The sequence below is a fragment of the Sphingomonas sp. DC1600-2 genome (assembly GCF_049897605.1).
GTDB lineage: Bacteria > Pseudomonadota > Alphaproteobacteria > Sphingomonadales > Sphingomonadaceae > Sphingomonas.
The window spans coordinates 613,201-637,651 of the sequence record NZ_JAFCWO010000003.1 but is presented as its reverse complement, the minus strand read 5'-3'; the positions used below and the strand labels follow the sequence as shown (position 1 = coordinate 637,651).

General features: G+C 64.2%; 20 protein-coding genes. 9 read left to right on the top strand and 11 right to left on the bottom strand.

The features are described from left to right. Positions 1-34 precede the first annotated feature (34 nt). Positions 35-1,201: an indoleamine 2,3-dioxygenase gene (locus ACP7BL_RS09745; protein WP_426258218.1), complete on the top strand. Its 1,167-nt coding sequence runs from the start codon at positions 35-37 to the stop codon at positions 1,199-1,201. A gap of 20 nt (positions 1,202-1,221) precedes the next feature. Here ACP7BL_RS09745 and ACP7BL_RS09740 read toward each other — a convergent pair whose 3' ends face one another. The 5 genes from ACP7BL_RS09740 to ACP7BL_RS09720 form a co-directional block, all read right to left on the bottom strand. Then, the gene (locus ACP7BL_RS09740) at positions 1,222-2,454 is read right to left on the bottom strand and encodes a threonine synthase (protein WP_426258217.1); all 1,233 of its coding nucleotides are present in this window, start codon (positions 2,452-2,454) and stop codon (positions 1,222-1,224) included. After that, entirely contained in the window at positions 2,444-3,094 is a 651-nt protein-coding gene (locus ACP7BL_RS09735) for a cobaltochelatase CobT-related protein (RefSeq protein WP_185867640.1), read from the bottom strand. Before ACP7BL_RS09735 ends, ACP7BL_RS09740 begins: the two co-directional genes overlap by 11 nt. Before the next feature lie 311 nt (positions 3,095-3,405). After that, positions 3,406-3,960 (bottom strand): nucleotide exchange factor GrpE, encoded by a 555-nt coding sequence (grpE, locus tag ACP7BL_RS09730; RefSeq protein ID WP_033964290.1) that lies wholly within the window; start codon positions 3,958-3,960, stop codon positions 3,406-3,408. Between the two features lie 17 nt (positions 3,961-3,977). Next, positions 3,978-5,021, bottom strand: coding sequence for a heat-inducible transcriptional repressor HrcA (gene hrcA / locus ACP7BL_RS09725; protein WP_033964289.1), 1,044 nt, complete (start codon positions 5,019-5,021; stop codon positions 3,978-3,980). Positions 5,022-5,102: 81 nt separating this feature from the next. Further along, positions 5,103-5,852 (bottom strand): energy transducer TonB, encoded by a 750-nt coding sequence (locus ACP7BL_RS09720; RefSeq protein WP_033964288.1) that lies wholly within the window; start codon positions 5,850-5,852, stop codon positions 5,103-5,105. A gap of 96 nt (positions 5,853-5,948) precedes the next feature. Between ACP7BL_RS09720 and rph the strand changes: the two genes are divergently transcribed. Further along, complete coding sequence (rph, locus tag ACP7BL_RS09715) at positions 5,949-6,665, top strand: ribonuclease PH (RefSeq protein ID WP_426258216.1); 717 nt, start codon at positions 5,949-5,951, stop codon at positions 6,663-6,665. Then, positions 6,662-7,294, top strand: a complete 633-nt coding sequence (rdgB, locus tag ACP7BL_RS09710; RefSeq protein ID WP_426258215.1) for an RdgB/HAM1 family non-canonical purine NTP pyrophosphatase — start codon at positions 6,662-6,664, stop codon at positions 7,292-7,294. The genes rph and rdgB overlap by 4 nt, the downstream gene beginning before the upstream one ends. A gap of 130 nt (positions 7,295-7,424) precedes the next feature. Here the strand turns inward: rdgB and ACP7BL_RS09705 are convergent, their stop codons facing one another. After that, on the bottom strand, positions 7,425-7,994 hold the full coding sequence (locus ACP7BL_RS09705) for a CAP domain-containing protein (RefSeq protein ID WP_426258214.1): 570 nt from the start codon (positions 7,992-7,994) through the stop codon (positions 7,425-7,427). A 39-nt stretch (positions 7,995-8,033) separates the two neighbouring features. On the opposite strand from ACP7BL_RS09705, the gene hemW reads away from it, so the two are divergent. Then, complete coding sequence (gene hemW, locus ACP7BL_RS09700; RefSeq protein ID WP_426258213.1) at positions 8,034-9,200, top strand: radical SAM family heme chaperone HemW; 1,167 nt, start codon at positions 8,034-8,036, stop codon at positions 9,198-9,200. Between the two features lie 117 nt (positions 9,201-9,317). On the opposite strand, the gene ACP7BL_RS09695 is transcribed toward hemW, so the two are convergent. After that, positions 9,318-10,487: a pyridoxal phosphate-dependent aminotransferase gene (locus ACP7BL_RS09695; protein WP_426258212.1), complete on the bottom strand. Its 1,170-nt coding sequence runs from the start codon at positions 10,485-10,487 to the stop codon at positions 9,318-9,320. Positions 10,488-10,986: 499 nt separating this feature from the next. Between ACP7BL_RS09695 and rplJ the strand changes: the two genes are divergently transcribed. Further along, a complete protein-coding gene (rplJ, locus tag ACP7BL_RS09690; protein WP_126847514.1) occupies positions 10,987-11,508 on the top strand; it encodes a 50S ribosomal protein L10 in 522 nt (173 codons plus the stop codon). A gap of 50 nt (positions 11,509-11,558) precedes the next feature. Beyond that, a complete protein-coding gene (gene rplL, locus ACP7BL_RS09685) occupies positions 11,559-11,936 on the top strand; it encodes a 50S ribosomal protein L7/L12 (protein ID WP_010407636.1) in 378 nt (125 codons plus the stop codon). A 207-nt stretch (positions 11,937-12,143) separates the two neighbouring features. On the opposite strand, the gene ACP7BL_RS09680 is transcribed toward rplL, so the two are convergent. The 4 genes from ACP7BL_RS09680 to ACP7BL_RS09665 are packed head-to-tail and all read right to left on the bottom strand — an operon-like array spanning position 12,144 to position 14,924. Next, positions 12,144-12,917: a hypothetical protein gene (locus ACP7BL_RS09680; RefSeq protein WP_426258211.1), complete on the bottom strand. Its 774-nt coding sequence runs from the start codon at positions 12,915-12,917 to the stop codon at positions 12,144-12,146. Further along, complete coding sequence (locus tag ACP7BL_RS09675; RefSeq protein WP_426258210.1) at positions 12,914-13,126, bottom strand: helix-turn-helix domain-containing protein; 213 nt, start codon at positions 13,124-13,126, stop codon at positions 12,914-12,916. Before ACP7BL_RS09675 ends, ACP7BL_RS09680 begins: the two co-directional genes overlap by 4 nt. Then, the gene (locus tag ACP7BL_RS09670; RefSeq protein ID WP_426258209.1) at positions 13,126-13,650 is read right to left on the bottom strand and encodes a DUF2975 domain-containing protein; all 525 of its coding nucleotides are present in this window, start codon (positions 13,648-13,650) and stop codon (positions 13,126-13,128) included. Before ACP7BL_RS09670 ends, ACP7BL_RS09675 begins: the two co-directional genes overlap by 1 nt. Positions 13,651-13,703: 53 nt before the next feature. Beyond that, the gene (locus ACP7BL_RS09665; protein ID WP_426258208.1) at positions 13,704-14,924 is read right to left on the bottom strand and encodes a hypothetical protein; all 1,221 of its coding nucleotides are present in this window, start codon (positions 14,922-14,924) and stop codon (positions 13,704-13,706) included. A gap of 297 nt (positions 14,925-15,221) precedes the next feature. On the opposite strand from ACP7BL_RS09665, the gene ACP7BL_RS09660 reads away from it, so the two are divergent. From ACP7BL_RS09660 to rpoC, 3 genes are all read left to right on the top strand, one after another. Next, positions 15,222-15,533, top strand: a complete 312-nt coding sequence (locus ACP7BL_RS09660; protein ID WP_126847522.1) for a hypothetical protein — start codon at positions 15,222-15,224, stop codon at positions 15,531-15,533. A gap of 297 nt (positions 15,534-15,830) precedes the next feature. After that, complete coding sequence (gene rpoB / locus ACP7BL_RS09655; RefSeq protein WP_426258207.1) at positions 15,831-20,012, top strand: DNA-directed RNA polymerase subunit beta; 4,182 nt, start codon at positions 15,831-15,833, stop codon at positions 20,010-20,012. Between the two features lie 139 nt (positions 20,013-20,151). Beyond that, positions 20,152-24,444: a DNA-directed RNA polymerase subunit beta' gene (rpoC, locus tag ACP7BL_RS09650; protein WP_426258206.1), complete on the top strand. Its 4,293-nt coding sequence runs from the start codon at positions 20,152-20,154 to the stop codon at positions 24,442-24,444. Positions 24,445-24,451: the final 7 nt, after the last annotated feature.

The window sequence follows — 24,451 nt, the reverse complement described above, 5'->3', positions numbered from 1 at the left end:
TTTCATTCGAAACCACATTGAGGCCAGACTCGCGATGCCGCTCCATGACCTTGCTCATTATGGCCTGTCTGCCGAACGCGGATTCCTGTCGCCCCATGAAATCGACGAGATCGCATTGCCCGGGGACTTTGGCCCGATCGAGGAGGCGGCCGCCAAGCTGTCCGGACTGGTGACCACCGGCCGGGTTCGCCACTGGCTCGATGCCTTGCCCACCCCCGATATCGCTGCCTTCCTCGCCACCGCCGCCGATGCGGAAATCGGGCGTGCGATGGTGCGCTATTCCTTTCTCGTTCAGGCTTATGTGTGGGGGGAGCCGACGCCGCTCGACCGGCTGCCCGCCAATCTCGCCGTGCCGTTTGTCGCGCTGGCGGACCGGATCGGCTTCCCGCCGGTGATGAACTATGCGGGTTATGTGCTCGACAATTGGTATCGGCTCGACAAGAGCGGCCCGATCGCCCTCGAAAATCTGGTAATGGATCAGCATTTCGCGGGTGGTCAGGACGAAAACTGGTTCGTGCTGGTCCATGTCGCGATCGAGGCCGAGGCAGGCCGCGCACTCGAACTGGCGGTGCAGCTGGTCCAGGCCAGCGATACCGGCGATGCCGCCGCGGTCGAGGCACTGCTGCTGGACATGCACGCGGTATGGGATGCGATCAACGCGATCTTCGATCGCATGGTCGAGAAGTGCGACCCCTATATCTACTTCAATCGGGTGCGTCCCTATATCAACGGCTGGAAGAACAATCCGGCGATGCCCGGCGGGCTGATCTATGACGGGGTCGCCCGTTTCGACGGCAAGCCGCAGGCACTACGCGGACAAACCGGATCGCAAAGCTCGATCGTGCCAACGATGGATGCGCTCTTTCAAGTCGTCCATTCCGGCGACGAGCTACGCGATTTTCTGCTCGAGCTGCATCAATACCGCCCGCGTACGCACCGCGCCTTTATCGAGGATATGCAGGCGGCAAGCGGCCTGCGCGCCTTCGCCGTGACACAGTCGCCGACGCTGAAAGCGGCGTTCAACGCTTGTGTCGAGCAAGTCGCGCGCTTCCGTAGCCGTCACCTCGAATATGCCGCCGCCTATATCAACAAGCAGGCGAGCAATGCTGCGGGCAACGATCCCGATGTCGGCACTGGCGGCACGCCCTTCATGAAATATTTGAAGAAGCACCGCGACGAGAATCGCGCGCAGGTGATCTGATCGGGCGGGCGCGCAATCGCCTAGAGCGCGCCCAGGTCGATCTCTCCGAAACGGTCGAGCGCAGCGTCTGCGGTGGGCATCGGATATTTCAGGCCCGTGGCGCAATTGAACAGCACGACGCGCTCATCCTCATCCACTTCGCCCGTGCGCAGCGCCTCGCGATAGGCGGCGAGCGTCGCGCCGCCTTCCGGGCACAGCAACAAACCATCCTTGCGCGCGCAATCATCGACCGCCTTCAGGATCGCGGGATCGCCGACGCCGAGCGCTTTGCCGCCGCTTTCGCGCACCGCGCGCAGGATCAGGAAATCGCCGACCGCCTTGGGCACGCGGATCCCTGCAGCGACGGTAGCGGCGTCCTCCCAGCGTTCGGCATGCTCCTCGCCCGCCTCGAACGCGCGGACGATCGGCGCGCAGCCGCTCGCCTGCACGGCATACATGCGCGGGCGTTCGGACCCGATCCAGCCGAGCTGTTCGAGTTCATCGAACGCCTTCCACATGCCGATCAAGCCCGTGCCGCCGCCGGTCGGGTAGAAGATCGCATCGGGCAATTTCCAGCCGAACTGCGCGGCCAGTTCCAGCCCCATCGTCTTCTTGCCCTCGATCCGGTAGGGCTCCTTCAGCGTCGAGAAATCGAACCAGCGGCCTTCCGCCGCGCCTTTGCCGACGATCGCCCCGCAATCGTCGATCAGGCCGTTGACGCGGTAGACGCGCGCGCCCTGCGCCGCGATTTCGCGCACGTTGATCTCGGGCGTATCGTCGGGACAGAGCACGATCGTCTCGATCCCGCAGCGCGTGGCATAGGCCGCCAGCGCCGCCCCGGCATTACCGTTGGTCGGCATCGCGATGCGGGTGACGCCCAGCTCCTTGGCCATCGCCACCGCCATCACCAGCCCGCGCGCCTTGAACGATCCGGTCGGCAGCCGCCCCTCGTCCTTCACCAGCACATTGGGGCTGCCCGACGAGCGCGGGATCGCAATCAGCGGGGTCTCGATCTCGCCCAGGCTGACGATGTCGCGCGTATGCCGCACCGGCAGCAATTCGCGCCAGCGCCACAAATCGGTCGGCCGCGCCGCAATCATCGCCTTGGGGATCGCCGCCTTCACCGCGGCCAGATCATAGCGCACCAGCAACGGCCGCCCAACGCGCGACAGGCCATGAAGCTGGTCCGCCTCATAACGCTCCCCGGTCATCGAACATTCGAGATGCGTGACGAACGTCGCGCGCTCGGCGGTGAGGTTGGGGTTAATGGGCATGGCTCTCGCCTTTCAATTTGGAAATCAGCGCGTTGAAAGCGACCGGCAAGTCCTCGAGACGTTTTGCCGTTTCGGATAGCGCATAATAGCGATCGACGGCGAATCCGACTCCGAGCGCTGCGATATGAATCTCGTGCCCCTGCTCGATAGCGCGGATGGTCGCGCGGAGATGACGCTCGAGATAAGATGGGCCATTATGCAGCAAGGTGATGTCATCGACCGGAGCCCCATCGGACACGACAATAAGTGCTTTGTGAGCCTCGTGACGTTGGCACAACATCCCGGCGGCCCAGACGATCGCTTCGCCGTCGATGTTTTCGCGCAAGAGGTCAGGATACAGCATGGCGGCCCAGTCGTCATCGTCAAACGGACGATCGAAATCCTTGTAGATCACATGCAACAGCGCACAGAGGCGACCGGGACGTTTGGGCTGCCCGTTCCAAAGCCAATCCTGTCGCGCTTTTCCGCCGTGCCAGCCGACCGTCGAAAAGCCAAAAACGGCGATGCGGGCCCCAGCCGCAGTCCACGCCTGGCTGACCCCTCTGACAGTCGCGGCTGTATGGGCAATCGGATCATCGCGCATGGACCCCGATTGATCGACCAAGAGGCAGATTGCCCAATCATCCAGCGGCGGCGGCATCGCAACCCGATCGGTCATCACTGCTTCGATGCCCCGCGCGACGGTTACCTTGCGCTGCCAGATCGTGCCATCGCACAAGGACCAACCCTTTGCCTTAAGAAACGCGTCATTGGCCAACGTGTCGGGCACGTCTCGTCCTCGCAGGACTAGATCATGTTGTGTGGTGTACACTGTGTAGGGTTGATCCCGCTTGTCGGGCACCTCGACCGGTTTTGGTTTGCGTCTGCGGGGAAACGCCCAGGCGACATATCCTATCAGCGCTGCTGCAAAGGCGCAGCTCAGGATGTCGCCTAGAGCGTTCTCCGTAAACGTCACCCCGCCTTCGCCACGCCCACCAACGCCGGCCGCAACAGGCGGTCCTTGATCATATAGCCCGACTGCATTTCCTGCACGACCGTGCCGACCGGCTGGTCGCTCGGCACTTCGAACATCGCCTGGTGGAAATTGGGGTCGAGCTTCTCGCCGATCGTGGTCATCTTCTTGATGCCGTGGCGCTGGAACACCGCTTCCAGTTCGCGACCGGTCGCATCCAGACCCGCGATCAGACCCTTCAGCTTCTCATCCTCGCGCAACTCGGCGGGGATCGCGTCCAGGCCGCGCGCGAGATTGTCGGCGACCGACAGCAAATCGCGCGCGAAAGCAGTCGCGGCATAAGCGCGCGCGTCGGCGGATTCCTTCTCGGCACGACGACGGACATTTTGCGCCTCGGCATGGGCATACAAGACCTGCGACTTGGCATCGGCAAGTTCGGCTTCCAGCTTGGCGACGCGCTCTTTCGCGTAATCGTGTTCGGCCACTTCCGGCGCGTCGGTCGCGGTTTCGGCGCGCAGTTCGCTGGTCAAGTTGATCTTTTCGTCTTCGATCATGTCGTCACACTATCCAATTAGCCCATGAGCCGCGCGAGTGTCGCGGCGGTATAATCCACCATGGGCACGACGCGCGCATAGTTCAACCGTGTCGGCCCAATCACACCAACAACGCCGATCACGCGACCATCAAGACCACGGAAGGGTTTGGTGATGACAGATGAACCGGAAAGCGAGAATAATTTGTTCTCCGCACCAATGAAGATGCGCGTCGCATCGCCCGCGCTGGCATTGTCGAGCAGACGCGCGATTTCCTGCTTGCCCTCCAGGTCGTCGAGCAATTCGCGGACACGTTCCAGATCGGCGGCGGCGGCATCGTCGATCAGCCGTGCCTGCCCGCGGACGATCAGCACCGGGCGGCGATCGGCATCCTCGCTCCAGATCGCGAGGCCGCGTTCGACCAGCGTCCGCGCCGCGCCGTCCAGCGCGGCGCGCTCGTCGGCCATCTCCCGCTCGATCCGCGCGCGGGCCTCGGACAAGGTCAGGCCGCCGAGCATAGCGCTCATATAATTGCCAGCCTCGACCAATGCCGATGGTGGCAGGCCGAGGGGGATATCGATCACGCGATTTTCGACCGAGCCGTCCTCGCCGACCAGCACGGCCAACGCCTTGTCGGCGGAGAGGGTGACGAAGGTCATTTGCCGCAACACCAGTTCGCGCTTGGTCACCATCACCATACCGGCGCAGGCTGACAGGCCCGACAGCGCCGCCGTCGTCGCCGCGATCGCCTGTTCGACCGGCCCGGCCTGTTCAATCTGGCGCTCGATCGCGGCACGTTCCTCGGGCGAGGGTTCGAGCGCCTGCATCATGCCATCAACGAACAACCGGAGGCCGTTATCGGTCGGCATCCGCCCGGCACTGGTATGCGGCGCGGCGAGCAGGCCAAGTTCTTCGAGATCCTGCATCACATTGCGGATCGAGGCGGGCGACAAGTTGAGCCCGGACATTTGCGCAATCGTGCGCGAACCGATCGGCGCGCCGGTCGCAAGGTAGCTGTCCACCACCACGCGAAACACGTCGCGGGCGCGGTCGTTGAGTTCGGTGATCGGTGCGGTGGTCATGGTCGGCAATATGGGGCTAACGCGCCGCCCACTCAACCAGCACCCTCAATCGTCTGTCCCTGGGGCTCTGGGGACAGACGCTCAATCGTCGCCGCGATCGCGCTCGACGGTCCACACCTGTTCGCCCGTCACCGTATCGGGAATTGCCCGGCCGGCCGCGTTGCGGGTCGGGCGATAGCGCAGTTTGTCGATGATCAACTGGCAGGTCGCCGCATCGAGCGCGGCATTCCCGCTCGACCGCGTGACCCGGCACGCCGTCACGCGCCCCTTAACACCGACGTCGAATTCGAGCCCGACCTTGCCCGCCACGCCCGCGTCGTACAGCGCGCGCGGCAAATCGCGGTATTTCAGTTCGCCGTGAATCAGTTGCAGCGGGATTTCCCCGCCCCCGCCGCCGTCGCCATCGCCGCCGTCTCCGCTGCCGGTGCCATTGCCCTGCCCGCCACTGCCGGTGCCGGGGCCGCGGACTGGGGCTGCGCCAGCCGAAGGGTCACTGCCGATTCCAGCGATCGGCGCAACGGCAATGGGGGGCGGCTGCGGCGGGCGGATCACCAGCGGCGGCGCAACGACTTCGTTCGCCTTGGCGGTAAGATTGGGGGGTGCGGCCGCGCCCGCCTTGCGCTTCTGCGCCTCATGCGGTGCAGGGACGACGTCGGGCTTGGGCGGCGGCGCGGGCGGCGTGACGACGAAGGCCTTCAAGTCCTCCACCACCTTCGTCCGGAAATCGACCGACAGCCCGCTGATTAGCCCATAGCCGATCGCCAGCACCAGCAGCGCCGCACCGCCTGCACCTTTCAGGCGATCCTGGGTCGAAGGGTGATAGTGCGTCATCGTGACGGCGTGGCTCCGTGAAGTGCCCCCTCAGATAGGGGTGACACTGCCTCAACGCACGGGTACGGCGAGCCGACCATTTTCAGGAGAATATCGATGCGCCCCAGCGGCCGTACCCCCGACCAGATGCGCGCGATCACCATCACGCCCAACTTCACGCGCCATGCCGAGGGATCGGTACTGATCGGCTTCGGCGACACCAAGGTGCTGGTCACCGCCTCGATCGAGGAAAAGGTGCCGCCGTTCCTGCGCGGCAAGGGCGAAGGCTGGGTCACCGCCGAGTACGGCATGCTCCCGCGTGCCACGCACACCCGGGGCAGCCGCGAAGCCGCCAAGGGCAAGCAATCCGGCCGCACCCAGGAAATCCAGCGCCTGATCGGCCGTAGCTTGCGCGCCGTCACCGATTTGAAGCTGCTCGGCGAGCGCCAGATCGTGCTCGATTGCGACGTGATCCAGGCCGATGGCGGCACCCGCACCGCGTCGATCTCGGGCGCATGGGTCGCACTGCGCCTCGCCATCGATGGCCTACTCGCCACCGGCAAGCTCACCGCCGACCCGCTGACGCAGAAGGTCGCGGCAATTTCGTGCGGCATCTTCAAGGGCACGCCCGTGCTCGACCTCGATTATGACGAGGATTCGAACGCCGACGCCGATGCCAATTTCGTCCTGCTCGAAAACGGCAACATCGCCGAAGTGCAGGCGACCGCCGAAGGCGCGACCTATGATGAGGAAGCGCTGCTGCGTTTGCTCCGCCTCGCGCGCATCGGCTGCACCGACATCTTCGCCGCGCAAACCAAGGCCGTCGCAAAATGAGCGAGGCCGTGCCGCCGCAAGCGATCCGCAAGCTCGCCCCCGGCAAGCTCGTCATCGCCAGCCACAATGCCGGCAAGGTGCGCGAGATCAACGCGCTCCTCGCCCCTTATGGCATCGAAGCGATCTCGGCGGCCGAACTCGATTTACCCGAGCCCGAGGAGACCGGCACGACCTTCGTCGCCAATGCCGAATTGAAGGCCTTGCAGGCAGCGGACCTGTCGGGCCTCCCCGCGCTTGCCGACGATAGCGGCCTGTGCGTCGACGCGCTGGGCGGCGATCCCGGCGTCTACACCGCCAATTGGGCGGAAACGCCCAATGGGCGCGACTGGACGCTGGCAATGACCAAGGTCGAGCAAGCGCTCACCGCCAAAGGCCCCGATGCCAGCCGCGACGCGCATTTCGTCTGCGTCCTCGCGCTCGCCTGGCCCGACGGTCATGTCCAATGGTTCGAAGGCCGCGCCGACGGCACGCTCACCTGGCCGCCGCGCGGTCAAGTCGGCTTCGGCTATGATCCGGTGTTCGTGCCGCTCGGCAGCGATGTCACCTATGCCGAAATGGACTCGGCCCAGAAACACGCGATCAGCCACCGTGCGGCGGCTTTTGCGCAGCTGATTGCGGCGGTGCTGTAAACCCCAACCCGTCACCCCGGCCTTGTGCCGGGGACCACCGTGCAGGACGCGCAACGCTAAAGTCGCAGGACATCCGCCCGGCTGAGTGGCCCCCGGCACAAGGCCGGGGTGACGGACGGCTAGGGACGCATCAATCTCCCGCGTGCTGCCCCACCACATTCCCAGGCAGAGTGTAGCGGCACACCAGATAATCGTCGCGCGCACTGCTCGCGAGCGCACAGCCCATCTGGCTGGTGCGCCGCCAGATGATCTGCGTGTAATGCGCGACATCCTGCCAGTGGCCGGTCGTACTGATGTCGGGCACTGCGCCGGCGCGATAGCTGCGCCCCTCATCGAGCCAGAGCTGCACCATCTCGTCGTATCGATAGGCCCCGCGCGATCCCATGAAGAGGTTCTCGCCCTCGGCGATTCGCCCGCGCGGCTCGGTCGAATGTTTGAACTCGCGCGTCGCGGCCAGCACTGCGGCATAGCGCGCAGCGTCCTCGGCCAGTTCGGCATTCCACGCCAGCGGCGGCGCGCCGACTGCGGCGCGCGCGCGGTTGTGCCCGTCGAGCATCGCGCGCTGCAGCAGCGATTCTCCCCGCGCGGCGGGCGCTTCGCTCAGCCGTGGCTCGGTTACGCGGGGCGGTTGGTCGGGGTCGGACGCGACGCATCCCATCAGCAATGCCAGCGGCAGCAAAGCCAGCCAGTGAACGCGCATCTTTCGTAATCTCCCCGACACGCCCATAGGCTCCCGTTGATGAATGCCCCCGAAACGCCCCTGCTAACGCCTCCCCTGGCGCTTTATGTCCATTGGCCATTCTGCGTCTCGAAATGTCCTTATTGCGACTTTAACAGCCATGTCCGCGAAAGCGTCGATCAGGCGGCGTGGCGCGACGCGCTGCTCGCCGACCTGGCCTATGAAGCGCAAGCGCTGCCGGGACGGCGGCTCGGTTCGATCTTCTTCGGCGGCGGCACCCCCTCGCTGATGCCGCCCGAGACGGTGGCCGCAGTAATCGACGCCGCCACCACCCACTGGCCCGCCGAGGCCGACATCGAAATCACGCTGGAGGCCAACCCCTCCTCGGTCGAAGCAGCACGCTTTGCCGACATTGCACGCGCCGGCGTCAACCGCGTGTCGCTCGGCCTGCAGGCGCTTGACGATGCCGCGCTCGCCTTTCTCGGCCGCGCGCATGATGTGGCCGAGGGCCTCGCCGCGCTCGACACCGCGCAAGCCGCCTTCGCGCGCGTCAGCTTCGACCTGATCTACGCCCGCCCCGGCCAGACGCTCGCCGCCTGGGAGGCCGAACTGGCGCGCGCGCTGGCGTTCGGCACCGAGCATCTCTCGCTTTATCAATTGACGATCGAGCCCGGCACGCGCTTCGCGACCGAAGCGGCGGCGGGGCGGATCGTCATTCCCGATGGCGATTCCGCCGCCGATCTGTTCGAAGCGACGCGCGCGATGACGGCGGCGGCGGGGCTGCCGGCTTACGAAATCTCCAACCATGCCCGGCTCGGCGCGGAGAGCCGCCACAACCTCGTTTACTGGCGCTATCGCGATTATGCCGGGGTCGGCCCCGGCGCGCATGGCAGGCGCGACGGCCTCGCCACGGCGCGCCACAAGAAGCCGGAGAACTGGATCAGCGCCGTCGCCCGCAACGGCCACGGCGCGCAGATCGAGGAACCACTCGCCCCAAACGCCCGCGCGACCGAGGCCTTGCTGATGGGCCTGCGCCTGCGCGAAGGCGTCGATCTCGCGCGGATCGCGCATTTGGGCGAGACAACGCCCACCGCCCTCATCGACCAGACTGCCGCTGAGCGCCTTGAGCAACAAGGCTTAATCGCCCGCAACGGCGATCATCTCGGCGTCACCGAAGCGGGGATGCTGCTGCTCGACGCCATCCTGCCGTTGATCGTGCGGGGATAGCCCCTCTTCCGTCATGCCGGGCTTGTCCCGGCATCCACCGTGCGTCCGGCTCCATCATCGAAAGGCGCGGACCACGGTGGACCCCGGCATAAAGCCGGGGCGACGTCAGAAAATGCCTCAAGCCACGATCTTGTCCAGCGCCATACAAAACGCCTTCATCTCCGCTGCCGACCCCACCGTCACGCGGCTGACCGTCGGCCAGATCGGCCAGGACCGCCCGATCTCGACGCTTTCCTTGCGGAACGCCGCCTGCATCTCGCTGGCTTTCTTGGTTTTCCAGTCGATCATGAACATGTTGGCGTTGGTCGGCTTGACCTCGATCCCCTTGGCCTTGAGGTGATCGAGCGTCAGCCCGCGCGCGGTCTGCATCTCGGCGCGGCGCGCGGCGATCAGCGGGGCCGCCGTCAGGCTCGCGGTCGCGCAGGCGATGCTGGTCACGGGGAGCGCGCCCGACTGCATGCCGCCATCATAACGCATCATCTTGGCGATGTTCTTGGGGTTGGTGATGATATAGCCGACGCGCAGGCCCGCCATGCCGAACAGCTTGGAGAAGGTCCGCATCACAATCACATCGTCATGCTTCACCGCCAGATACGACGCGACCGGCACGCCCGCGAAGTGCGTATAGGCCTCGTCGATCAGCACCATCGATCCGGCTGGCTTGTTGGCGATCAGCCATTCGATGTCGGCCAGCGGCGTGATCGTGCCGGTCGGGTTGTTGGGCGTACAGATATAATAGAGGCCCGCATCGGGGTTGGCCGCCAACATCGCCTTCACGTCATGCGTATAATCCGCCGTCAGCGGAACCGCCTTGACCGGCGCGCCAAGCCAGGCGGCAGTCCGCCCCGCAAGCTCGAAGGTCGGATCGGCCGTCACCAGCCCCTTGGTCGGCGAACAGAAGGTCACAACCGAGCGGCTGAGCGGGTCGCTCGACCCTGGCCAGGGCGCGACATGGTCATAGGGGACGTTCTCGACCGCCATCACCGCCTTGATGAAATCGCCGCGCTGGTCCTGCGGCGAATAGCGATTCCCCTGCGAGACCATGTTGGTCGCGGCCAAGGCACCCGGCGCGAGCGGCCCGGTCCAGCATTCGTTGGCACCGATCCGAACCTTCGCCGTGGGGGCCGGATCGGGCACCCCACCCGAGGCCCAGGCCGGGCGACCGATCGACGCCGCAACCGCCCCTACCCCGAACACTGCCGCGATTCGCGCAAGGTCGCGCCGCGCAAAACCGCGGCTCAGCAGATCATCCTGCGATTCTTCATTGAGATAGGTGCTGTGCGTCATCGGATCGGACCCCCTGTTTTGCGAAAATCTCCCATCTCTCCTGCGCAGGCTCCCCGGCCCTTGGGAGGGAGTGTTCCGCAAATTGGACACAAAAGCTACATCTTGAAGTAGAAAAACTACTTCATTGTTTCAAACCCGTGAGATTCCGCGACATTTACCCCCGGACTCGCGGTTTTCGCGCGCGTCTTCAAACGTGCGAACCCACCGCGCCCTTTGCGTTGACTTTTTCGAGCAGCCCGTTAAGGGCACGCACTCTCTCGTCGCGCGTCAGCACGGCGGGACCGTCCGAGACAGTAGGTGACCGGGATTTGCCGGTCTTAATTTCCTGCCGAGACGGGGACAGGATTTTGCCGGGGCGGTTTTCCGCGACCGGCCTGCCGCCTCCCACCAGGGGCGTCGCTCCCATTCCCCATCGCTGGACAACACCGGATGCGCATTTGCGTGCCCGGTTCGTAACCGGCCTTGCCGTTCGCGGTAAGGTCAAAACGTGGAGAATGGCATGGATCGTGCTCAAAAGACCGAGCTCGTCGCCGAGCTGAACCAGACGTTTGCCGAAGTCGGCGTGGTGGTTGTCACCCGCAACTTGGGCATGACGGTGGCTCAGTCGACCAAGCTGCGTAACGCAATGCGTGACGCAGGGGCGACCTACAAGGTCTCGAAGAACAAGCTTGCCAAGATCGCGCTGGACGGCACCGACTATACCTCGCTGGGCGCTCTGCTCACCGGGCCGGTTGGTCTCGCCAGCTCCATCGACCCTGTCGCGGCCGCCAAGGTGGTTGTCGATTTCGCCAAGACGACCGACAAGTTCGAGATCGTCGGCGGGGCGATGGGCGCGACCGTCCTCGACGTGGACGGCGTGAAGGCGCTCGCGACTCTGCCGTCGCTGGATGAACTGCGTGCCAAGATCGTTGGCCTTCTGGTTGCACCCGCAACCAAGGTCGCGACCATCACCCAGGCTCCTGCGGCACAGCTCGCCCGCGTTCTCATGGCCTATGCCGAGAAGGACACGGCGGACGCCTGATTTCAGGCCTTCGAGATTACACCCTGAACTGATTTTACTGGAGACTACACATGGCAGACCTCAACGCGCTGGTTGACCAGCTTTCCGCTCTGACCGTCCTCGAGGCGGCTGACCTTTCGAAGCTTCTCGAAGAGAAGTGGGGCGTTTCGGCCGCAGCAGCGGTTGCAGCAGCTCCGGCAGCTGGCGGCGGCGCCGCTGCTCCGGCTGCTGAAGAGCAGACCGAATTCGACGTCATCCTCACCGGCGACGGCGGCAAGAAGATCAACGTCATTAAGGAAGTCCGCGCGATCACCTCGCTCGGCCTGACCGAAGCCAAGACGCTGGTCGAATCCGCTCCGAAGGCGATCAAGGAAGGCGTGTCGAAGGACGAAGCCGCCAAGATCAAGGCCCAGCTGGAAGCAGCCGGCGCAACCGTCGAAGTCAAGTAAGCCGCAGCGGGACTGCGCTTCAGCCTCGGCTAAAGCGCCCTCCCGCAAGGCCGGCCGACAGCCCTCGGGCTGTTCGACGTCACGGGCTTTGCCCATGACGGTTCGCCAAACAAAAAGGGCGGCTCTTCGCGGAGCCGCCCTTTTTGCGTCAACACGCCCCAGATCTTCCTCCCCTCCCTTCCAGGGAGGGGAGGAAGACCAAGGCCGTTAACGCGTTGCGTCAACCGTGCTCGCCTGCGCGCCAGCAACGGGACAAACATCCCCAATCCCAAGATCAACCCCCTGCTTCGCGGCCGCGCGCATCGCGACGGTAAAGCCGCTCGCAACGATCACCGCGCTCAACCACCCGACCAGCAGCGAATCCAGCACCAGCACCGGCCACAAGAGCGGTTTCGGTCCGAGGATCGCAAGTGCACCCAAAACATAATGCGGGATCATCAGCGGCAGGATCGCCACCAGCATGAAGACGAAGCTCCACAGCGTCTGGCGCGCCATGATCGCAACCGATCGCTGCGGCCCGATTGCCGGGTTGCCCAGCGCCGCCGCGACAAACCACGGATGCAACAGCACCGCGAGGACCTGCAACACGATGAATTCCACCAGCAACGCCCATCCGTCGCGCGGCAGAACGAACAATTGGAGCGCGGCGGAGACCAGCTGCACGACCAGCACCACCGCAAACAATCGCACGGCGGGCATCTCCGGGCGGGCGGCGCGTGCTGGATCGCGCCACGCCAGGAAGCGCACGATCCAATAGGTCGGCACGGTCAGCGCCGCGACCTTGAGCAGCCCGAACCCCATGCGCCACGGATCGTGCTCCAGCGCTTTTGCCGCAGCGACACTCGCATACAGACCAATCTTCACCTCGACCACGTGCTGCAGGATTTCGAACACCACCGGGACCATCGTCAGTAACGGGCACGCGATCATGAAGGCGATGCTGCCGCGATAGGTCTCTTTGAACGCTGTCCAAAACGTCATGCTTCGCCCCCCTCAAACCGCAAAATGTCGCCCGGCTGGCAGTCCAGCACGGCGCAAATCGCCTCCAATGTCGAAAAACGGATCGCGCGGGCCTTGCCCGTCTTCAGGATCGACAGATTGACCAGGCTGATGTCGACCGCCGCCGCCAATTCGGTCAGCGTCATGCGGCGTGCGTGGAGCACGTCGTCGAGCTTCACCACCACCGGCATCAGACGGTGCCCGCCAGTTCGTCGCGCATCTCGGCACCGCGCGCGAACACCTGTGCCAGCACGAACAGCAGCAACACCGCCACCCAGCCGCCAAAAGCGGGCGTCCAAGTGGCGAACTGCACATGCAGCGCGGCGAACCACGCCGTCATCGCACCCTGCACCAGATCGAGTAGCTGCAATCCCAGCATCGCCCAGGCGATCACGCGGATCCGCGTGGCGTTTGCGGCGGTGAACGGATCGCCGCGCCGCACCGTGTCGAGGATCGCCAGTAATTGGGTCAGGATGCGGTGCAGCACCAGCCCTGCGACAACGCCCCACACCATTACCATCCGCAGCGCGAGCATCGCGCCCTGAACGTTCAGCGTCGGCCCATATTTGCGCACCAGCCGCGCGACGATCCAGCCATCCACCGGAAACGACAACAGGATCGCCGCGACAAAACCGACGAGGCACACCAGATTGATCAAAAGGAACAGCCGCACCGCGAAGCGCGACGCCTTCAAAACTCGATCGTGCCCACCCATCGCGGTCTCCTTTACGATTATCGATATGGTATTTATCGATAATCGTAAAGTGGTCAGCGCGTCTCCGCGATCAGATAGGGCAAGGCCGCGACGCTATCGTACATGCGCGGCGGCGCATCGAGGCGGAATGGCTGCAGCTTGGCCTCGGCCCCGCGATCGATCCCGATGACATAGGAGCGCGCGGTCTGGCCGCTGCCACCGACCCAACCATAGGTGAGATTGACCGTCAGCACCGGCACGAACAGCACCTTGCCCGAAACGTCCAGCGGCTCGAGCGTCTGCTTGGGATGCATCGCCATGCCGCCCAGTTCGATCGTCGCGCCCGGCGGCAAATCGAACGGCGCGGTGATGGGCTGCGCGATCGACGCGGCAAACACCGCCGCAATCTGCGCATCCTGCTGCGTGCCCGCGCTCAGCAGGCGCACGTCGAGGCGGATGCCGGTCGCCGCGCTGCCCCCTGCGTTGTGCACGACGATCGTGTAGTCGACGGCGGCGCTCAGCACATTGGTGCCAGCCCGCTTGGGAACCAAAGTGACTTCGATCAGGGCCCGCGCGTCTGGCGCAGCTTCGGGCGGGATTGGTGCGGGCGGCGCTTGCGGCGGCGGCGCGACCGACTCTGTGACCGCAGGCGGCAGCACGCCGTCTCCGCCCGCCGGATGCAACAGGAAGATCTCGTGGTCGCGGTCACGACGCCCATCGCCGCGATCAGCCTCGCGGCGACGCCACCACCACCAACCGAGCGCTCCCAGCGCCAACACCAGCGCCACGCCGCCAAGCCCCAGTCCGATCGCGGGCATGGCCGATTCCGGCGGCGGCACGCTTGCCGCACTGCCAGGTGTCGGCAGCGCTGCGGGCAAGGCGGTTGGTGAGGAAGGGGACTCCACCGGTGCCGGTTCGGCGGTCACTGTGGGGAGCGTCGTTGACTGAGAAGTCGGAATTGCCGTCGTCGTCGCCAACGGTGTCCGGCTCGGAGTCGGGGTAGGCGCAGCGCGCGGTGCCACAGCCGGGCGAACGGCCGGGGTCGCGCGCGCGGTCGGCACCACTGGCGGCGGCTGCACGCGCTCGGCAGCGGGCCGGTCGGACGACGCGTCGCGGCGCGGCAGCGCGCTGATCGTCGGTTCGGGCGTCGGCACCACCGGCCGGGGGCGCGACGACGGCAGATTGAAGTCGTCCAGCCCCGGCAAGGGTTTGACGTCCGTGGTGTTCTGCGCCTGCGCTGCGGTGGCGATCGCTAGCAACATCGCCGTCACGGCAAGGAAAGGGATCGGTTTCACCCTGACGGGCATAACGACAAATCCCGCCCCGCCAAGCCGTCTCTCCTGCCATTGGGCCAGGCTGCACCAGGCGTGCGGGCGGCGCATCGCGAAATGCCTCTGCCTTGGCACCCCCGCCCGTCCCGCTTCTGTCGCGCCCTTCCCTCCATTTCGGAGAGATCGCGGGCTGCGGAACGAAGGATGGGTCCAGTGTGGCCCCAATACCCCTGCCCCGTGCTATTTTGCACAGTGGCACCGCGCTCGACGAGATCACTGTCCCATCTCCGGCACCCCTGCCGGAACCCGATGGAGGATGTCATGGCTACCACGCAGATCCACGTCACCAAATGCGACAATGAATTGATCCTGCTCGCATCCCAGCCGCAAGGCAGCAGCGAGCTGATCCATGTCAAGGCCGGCTACAATGCGCCGGTCGATGCGACGATCGTCCCGCAATATATTCTGAACGGCGGCCAATATACGCTGACCATGATCGGCATCAATTGGGGCAACCCGTCGGCGTTCGAGGTGCGCGTCACCACCGACGGCAAGGAAACGCTCTATCCCAACAAGCCGCTCCCGAGCGACGTCGGCGTTGTGTGGACGCAGTCGATCCCGATGACGGTATAATACTGCCGAAGTCCGCGCGGGCCGTGCGACCTCGCCCAGCGAGCGCGCACGGCCCCGCCCGCGCGCACGGCGTTTGACACCACGCCCCGCCCTGCCTATATGGCGCGTTCCACTGCAATTTTCGGGAAATGATGTGCCGTCGCGCAGCACATCGATCGTATTGGAGATTGTAGTATCTAGAGACGCTTACAAGCTGCTGTCATCCGATGAGGAGGACATGCGGCTTTTTGCGTCTTTGGAGCGTGCCCGCCCGGTGGATTCCGGGCCAGATTATACAGCTTGAGGGCAGACATCTCCATGGCGACCAAAGCAATCGACGGCAGCACCCCTACGCGGCGCGCCGAAAGCGGCACGGCCAAGCGCCGCATCCGCAAGGTTTTCGGCAACATCCACGAAGTCGTGCAGATGCCGAACCTGATCGAGGTTCAGCGCGAATCCTACGAACAGTTCCTGCGCTCCGATCCGTCGATCGGCTATGTCTCCGGTCTCGAAAAGACGCTGCGCTCGGTCTTCCCGATCCGCGATTTCGCCGGCACCGCCGAGCTCGACTTCGTGAATTACGAGCTTGAGCCGCCCAAGTTCGACACCGACGAATGCCGCCAGCGCGGCATCACCTATGCGGCACCGATGCGCGTCACGCTGCGCCTGATCGTGTTCGAGGTGGATGCCGACACCGATTCGCGCTCGGTCCTCGATATCAAGGAGCAGGACGTCTACATGGGCGACATGCCCCTGATGACGGGCAACGGCACCTTCATTATCAACGGCACCGAACGCGTCATCGTGTCGCAGATGCACCGCTCGCCGGGCGTCCTGTTCGACCATGACCGCGGCAAGACCCACGCCTCGGGCAAGTATCTCTTTGCAGCCCGCGTCATCCCGTATCGCGGTTCGTGGCTCGATTTCGAATTCGACGCCAAGGACATCGTCAACGTCCGCATCGATCGCAAGCGCAAGCTGCCCGTCACGGCGCTGCTCTATGCGCTCGGCATGACCGGCGAGGAGATCCTCAACCACTTCTACAACCGCGTGACCTTCGTCCGTGGCCAGGGTGGCTGGATCATCCCGTTCCAGGCCGAGAACTGGCGTGGCCAGAAGCCGATGTACGACATCATCGACGCCAAGACCGGCGAGATCGTGTTCGCCAACGGCCAGAAGATCAGCCCCCGCGCCGCCAACAAGGCAGCCAAGGATGGCCTCACCGACCTGCTGATCCCGACCGAGGAAATCTTCGGCCGCTATTCGGCTTATGATCTCATCAACGACAATACCGGCCAGATCTATATCGAGGCGGGCGACGAAGTGTCGGCCGAGAACCTCGAACTGCTCGACCAGGCCGGCATCGATCGCATCGAACTGCTCGACATCGATCACGTCGCCACCGGCGCGTGGATCCGCAACACGCTCAAGGTCGACAAGGCCGAAGAGCGCGAGCAGGCGCTGTCCGACATCTACCGCGTCATGCGTCCTGGCGAGCCGCCCACGCTCGAAACCGCAGAGTCGCTGTTCTCGGGCCTGTTCTTCGATCCCGACCGCTACGATCTGTCGGCCGTGGGTCGCGTCAAGCTCAACATGCGCCTCGACCTCGATGTCGAGGACACGGTCACCACGCTGCGCACCGAGGACATCCTCGCCGTCATCAAGACGCTGGTCGATCTGAAGGACGGCAAGGGCGACATCGACGATATCGACAACCTCGGTAACCGTCGTGTCCGCTCGGTCGGCGAGTTGCTCGAGAACCAGTACCGCGTCGGGCTGCTCCGCATGGAGCGCGCCGTGAAGGAGCGCATGTCGTCGGTCGACGTGTCGACGGTGATGCCGAACGACCTGATCAACGCCAAGCCTGCGGTTGCCGCGGTTCGCGAATTCTTCGGCTCGTCGCAGCTGTCGCAGTTCATGGATCAGACCAACCCGCTGTCGGAAGTCACCCACAAGCGCCGCGTTTCGGCGCTTGGACCGGGTGGTCTGACGCGTGAGCGCGCCGGCTTCGAAGTCCGCGACGTTCACCCGACCCATTATGGCCGTATCTGCCCGATCGAAACGCCGGAAGGCCCGAACATCGGTCTGATCAACTCGCTCGCCAGCTTCAGCCGCGTGAACAAGTATGGCTTCATCGAAACGCCGTACCGCAAGGTCATCGATCACAAGGTGACCGACGACGTCGTGTATCTCTCCGCGATGGAAGAGGCCAAGCACACGATCGCGCAGGCCAACGCCGAACTGAACGCCGATAAGGGCTTCGTCGAAGAACTCGTCTCGTCGCGTCAGGCGGGCGAATTCCTGATGGCGATCCCCAACAACATCACGTTGATGGACGTCAGCCCCAAGCAGCTCGTCTCGGTCGCAGCATCGCTCATTCCGTTCCTGGAAAACGATGACGCCAACCGCGCACTGATGGGCTCGAACATGCAGCGTCAGGCTGTGCCGCTGGTCCAAGCCGAGGCACCGTTCGTCGGCACCGGCATGGAAGAGACCGTTGCGCGCGATTCGGGCGCTGCGATCTCGGCCAAGCGCGCCGGCATCGTCGACCAGGTCGATGCGTCGCGTATCGTCATCCGCGCAACCGGTGATGTCGAAGCCGGCCAGTCGGGCGTCGACATCTACACGCTGATGAAGTTCCAGCGCTCGAACCAGAACACCTGCATCAACCAGCGTCCGCTGGTGAAGGTGGGCGACGTGATCACCGCTGGCGACGTCATCGCCGATGGTCCCTCGACCGAGTTCGGCGAGCTGGCGCTGGGCCGCAACGCGCTCGTCGCGTTCATGCCCTGGAACGGCTACAATTATGAGGACTCGATCCTCATTTCCGAGCGTATCGTGAAGGACGACGTCTTCACCTCGATCCATATCGAGGAATTCGAAGTCATGGCGCGCGACACCAAGCTCGGGCCGGAAGACATTACGCGCGATATCCCGAACGTCGGCGAGGAGGCGCTCCGCAACCTCGACGAAGCGGGCATCGTGTACATCGGTGCCGAAGTCGAGCCGGGCGACATTCTTGCCGGCAAGATCACCCCCAAGGGTGAATCGCCGATGACGCCGGAAGAAAAGCTGCTCCGCGCCATCTTCGGTGAAAAGGCGTCGGACGTGCGCGACACCTCGCTGCGCCTGCCGCCGGGCGTTGCCGGTACGGTCGTTGAAGTGCGCGTGTTCAACCGCCACGGCATCGACAAGGACGAGCGCGCGATGGCGATCGAGCGCGAGGAAATCGAGCGCCTGAAGAAGGACTCGGACGACGAGCGCACCATCCTCAACCGTGCGACCTGGTCGCGCCTGAAGGAAATGCTGATCGGCCAGACCGCGACCGCCGTTCCCAAGAACGGCCCCAAGAAGGGCGTGGTCATCGACGAGGACGTGCTCGACAGCGTCGATCGTCATGAGTGGTGGAAGTTCGCCGTTGCCGACGACAAGGTCCAGAGCGATCTGGAAGCGGTCAAGGCGCAGTATGACGATGCCGCCAAGCTGATCCTCGACAAGTTCCACGATCGTCGCGACAAGCTCGAGCGTGGTGACGAGTTGCCGCCAGGCGTGCTCAAGATGGTCAAGGTGTTCGTCGCGGTGAAGCGCAAGCTGCAGCCGGGCGACAAGATGGCCGGCCGTCACGGCAATAAGGGTGTCATCTCGCGCATCCTGCCGGCCGAGGACATGCCGTTCCTCGCCGACGGGACGCCGGTTGATCTCGTGCTTAACCCGCTGGGCGTGCCGTCGCGCATGAACGTCGGGCAGATCTTCGAAACGCATCTCGGCTGGGCCGCCCGCAATCTCGGGCAGCAAGTCCATCGTGCGCTGGAAGATTGGCGCGAAGCCAACCCCGAACCCGCACCGGGCGCGATGCCCGACGCGGTCAAGGCGCGGCTGCTCGAAGTGTATGGCGAGCATTATGCGGCCGACATCGAGGCCCGCGATGCCGACCAGATCATCGAGCTGGCGGAAAACCTGAAGACCGGCATCCCGATGGGAACGCCCGTGTTCGACGGTGCGCGCGAAGCGGACGTTTCGGCGATGCTGGAACTGGCCGGTCTCGACACCTCGGGTCAGTCGGAACTGTTCGACGGTCGTACCGGCGACAAGTTCGACCGCAAGGTCACCGTGGGCATCATCTACATGCTCAAGCTGCACCATCTGGTCGACGACAAGATCCACGCCCGGTCGATCGGGCCGTACTCGCTCGTCACGCAGCAGCCGCTGGGTGGTAAGGCGCAGTTCGGTGGTCAGCGCTTCGGTGAAATGGAGGTCTGGGCGCTTCAGGCATATGGTGCTGCGTACACCTTGCAGGAAATGCTCACGGTCAAGTCCGATGACGTCGTCGGGCGCACCAAGGTCTATGAGGCGATCGTCAAGGGTGACGACACGTTCGAGGCCGGTATTCCGGAGAGCTTCAACGTGCTCGTCAAGGAAATGCGCTCGCTGGGTCTGAACATCGAACTGACCACGACCGAGCATTTCGACAGCGACGGCGTCGCGATCGCGGCGGAGTAAAATCTTCTCCCTCTCCCCGCTCGCGGGGAGAGGGTCGGGGAGAGGGGCACCTCTCCTCAAACCATTTCCAAGCCGGGAGAGACTGCCCCTCTCCCCTGCCCTCTCCCCGCCAGCGGGGAGAGGGAGAGAAGGAAGCAAAATGAACGAACTCACAAACTTCGCGAACCCGGTCATCAAGGCCGAGACCTTCGACCAGATCCAGATCGGCATCGCCTCCCCGGACAAGATCCGCTCGTGGTCGTTCGGTGAGATCAAGAAGCCGGAAACCATCAACTATCGCACGTTCAAGCCCGAGCGTGACGGCCTGTTCTGCGCGCGCATCTTCGGTCCGATCAAGGATTACGAATGCCTGTGCGGCAAGTACAAGCGCATGAAGTATAAGGGCATCGTCTGCGAAAAGTGCGGCGTTGAAGTCACCGTCTCGAAGGTCCGCCGTGAGCGCATGGGCCATATCGAGCTGGCCGCCCCCGTCGCGCACATCTGGTTCCTCAAGTCGCTGCCGTCGCGCATCGGCCTGCTGCTCGACATGCAGCTCAAGCAGCTCGAGCGCGTGCTGTATTTCGAGGCGTATATCGTGATCGAGCCGGGCATCACCCCGCTCGAAAAGTACCAGCTGATGACTGAGGACGAACTCCTCGACGCGCAGGACGAATATGGCGAAGACGCCTTCTCGGCCGGCATCGGTGCAGAAGCCGTGCGCATCATGCTGCAGGACCTCGATCTCGAAGGTGAGCGCAAGGAACTGCTCGAAGAGCTGGCGGTCACCAAGTCCGAACTGAAGCCCAAGAAGATCATCAAGCGCTTGAAGGTCGTCGAGAGCTTCATCGAATCCGGCAACCGCCCGGAATGGATGATCCTCGAAGTCGTTCCGGTCATTCCGCCCGAACTGCGCCCGCTGGTGCCGCTCGACGGTGGCCGCTTCGCGACCTCGGATCTGAACGATCTGTATCGCCGCGTGATCAACCGTAACAACCGCCTCAAGCGCCTGATGGAGCTGCGTGCGCCGGACATCATCGTCCGCAACGAAAAGCGCATGCTGCAGGAAGCCGTCGACGCGCTGTTCGATAACGGCCGCCGCGGCCGCACGATCACGGGCGCCAACAAGCGTCCGCTCAAGTCGCTGTCCGACATGCTCAAGGGCAAGCAGGGCCGCTTCCGCCAGAACCTGCTCGGTAAGCGCGTCGACTATTCGGGCCGTTCGGTCATCGTGACCGGTCCGGAACTCAAGTTGCACCAGTGCGGCCTGCCGAAGAAGATGGCGCTCGAGCTGTTCAAGCCGTTCATCTACGCGCGCCTCGACGCCAAGGGTCTCTCCATGACCCTGAAGCAGGCGAAGAAGTGGGTCGAGAAGGAGCGCAAGGAAGTCTGGGACATCCTGGACGAGGTGATCCGCGAGCATCCCGTTATGCTCAACCGCGCCCCTACCCTTCACCGTCTCGGCATCCAGGCGTTCGAACCCGTGCTGATCGAGGGCAAGGCGATCCAGCTTCACCCGCTGGTCTGCTCGGCCTTCAACGCCGACTTTGACGGTGACCAGATGGCGGTCCACGTGCCGCTCTCGCTGGAAGCCCAGCTCGAAGCGCGCGTGCTGATGATGTCGACCAACAACATCCTGTCGCCAGCGAACGGCAAGCCGATCATCGTGCCGTCGCAGGACATGGTGCTGGGTCTGTATTATCTGTCGATGCTCAAGGAAGGCGAGCCCGGCGAAGGCATGATGATCTCCGACATGCAGGAGGTGCATCACGCACTCGAGGCTGGCGCGGTCACGCTCCACACCAAGATCATCAGCCGCGTTCCGCAGACCGATGAGCAGGGCAACCAGTATCTCAAGCGCTATGAGACCACCCCTGGTCGCATGCTGCTGGGTGAGTGCCTGCCGCAATCGTCCAAGGTGCCGTTCGACACCGTCAACCGCCTGCTGACCAAGAAGGACGTCGGCGACGTGATCGACGAGGTCTATCGTCACACCGGCCAGAAGGAGACCGTGCTGTTCGCCGACGCGATCATGTCGCTCGGTTTCCGCCACGCGTTCAAGGCCGGCATCTCGTTCGGCAAGGACGACATGATCATCCCGGACGCCAAGGTCGCTCTCGTCGACGAGACGCGCGGCCTGGTGAAGGACTTCGAGCAGCAATATCAGGACGGTCTGATCACGCAGCAGGAGAAGTACAACAAGGTGATCGACGCCTGGAGCCGTTGCGGTGACCAGGTGGCAAACGCCATGATGGAAGAGATCAAGGCGGTTAAGCGCTACGAGGACGGCCCCAATAAGGGTCGCGAGAAGCCGATCAACTCGATCTACATGATGGCCCACTCGGGTGCCCGCGGTTCGCAGGCACAGATCAAGCAGCTCGCCGGTATGCGCGGCCTTATGGCCAAGCCGTCGGGCGAGATCATCGAAACGCCGATCATCTCGAACTTCAAGGAAGGCCTGACCGTCCTTGAGTACTTCAACTCCACCCACGGCGCTCGTAAGGGCCTCGCGGATACGGCGTTGAAGACGGCGAACTCGGGCTACCTGACGCGTCGTCTGGTCGATGTTTCGCAGGACTGCGTGATCATGGAGCTCGATTGCGGCACGACCCGCGCGCTGGAAATGCGCGCGATCGTGCAGGGCGGCTCGACGATCGCGTCGCTCGGCGAGCGCATCCTCGGTCGCACGACCGCGGAAGACATCATCGACAGCAAGACCGGCGAGATCGTTATCCCGTCGGGCACGCTGCTCGACGAGCCGATGGTCGCGCAGATCGAGGCGATCGGCACGCAGAGCTGCAAGATCCGTTCGCCGCTGGTGTGCGAGACCAAGATCGGTGTCTGCGGCAAGTGCTACGGGCGCGATCTCGCCCGCGGTACGCCGGTCAACATCGGTGAAGCCGTCGGCGTCATCGCGGCGCAGTCGATCGGTGAGCCGGGCACGCAGCTGACCATGCGTACCTTCCACATCGGTGGTGCGGCACAGCTGAACGAGCAGTCCAACCTGGAGGCAGTGGCCGACGGCACGATGGAATATCGTGATCTTCGCACCATCACCGACCAGCGCGGCCGCCGCGTTGTGCTCAGCCGCTCGGGTGAAATCGCGATCGTCGACATGGACGGCCGCGAGCGTGCAGTGCACCGCATTCCTTATGGTGCGTATGTGCTGTTCGACGACAAGCACATCGTGTCGAAGGGCGATCGTCTGGCCGAGTGGGATCCGTTCACCATGCCGGTCATCACCGAGAACCCCGGCGTCGTGAAGTATCAGGATCTTATCGAGGGCAAGACGCTCACCGAGCAGGCCGACGAAGCCACCGGCATCTCGCAGCGGGTCGTGATCGAGTATCGCGCCAGCGGCAAGACCAAGGAGGATCTCCGTCCGCGCCTGACCCTCACCGGCGAAAGCGCCGAGGAGGCCGGTCGCTACATGCTCGTCCCGGGCGCAACGCTCTCGGTCGAGGATGGTGCGACGGTTCAGGGCGGTGACGTTCTGGCCCGTGTCAGCCGCGAAAGCGCCAAGACGCGTGACATCACCGGTGGTCTGCCGCGCGTTGCCGAGCTGTTCGAAGCGCGCAAGCCCAAGGAAAATGCGATCATCGCCAAGGTCTCTGGCCGCGTGGTGTTCGGCAAGGACTATAAGGCGAAGCGCAAGATCGGCATCCAGCCCGAGGACGGCGGTGATGTCGTGGAGTATCTGGTGCCCAAGTCGAAGGTCATCGACGTGCAGGAAGGCGATTACGTCAAGCGCGGCGACAACCTCATCGGCGGCAGCCCCGATCCGCACGACATTCTCGAAGTGCTCGGCATCGAGCCCTTGGCCGAATATCTCGTGTCGGAAATTCAGGAGGTCTATCGTCTCCAGGGCGTGAAGATCAACGACAAGCACATCGAAACGATCGTTCGTCAGATGCTGCAGAAGGTCGAGATCACCGACGGCGGCGACACCACGCTGCTGGCCGGCGAACAGGTCGATCGCGACGAGATGGACGAGATCAACTCGAAGATCGGCAAGAAGGATCGTCCGGCCCAGGGCAAGCCCGTCCTGCTCGGCATCACCAAGGCGTCGCTGCAGACCCGCAGCTTCATCTCGGCGGCGTCGTTCCAGGAAACCACGCGCGTGCTCACCGAAGCCTCGGTGCAGGGCAAGAAGGACACGCTCACTGGTCTCAAGGAGAACGTGATCGTGGGCCGTCTGATCCCGGCTGGCACCGGTGCGGGCATGAACCGCCTGCGCGTCACCGCTTCGTCGCGCGATGCGGCGCTGCGGGTGCAGCAGCGGCGCATGGCCGAGGTGTCGATCATCGCACCGAACTCGGCCAAGGAAGAGCATGACGCAGAGCTGGCGCGGTCGACGCGCGATGCGGCTGGCACAGGCGACGATGCGCTGGCGGCGGTGACGCCGTCGGGCCACGGCACCGACGCCGATGCTGGCGAGTATCTGAACCAGGAGTGATCCTCCA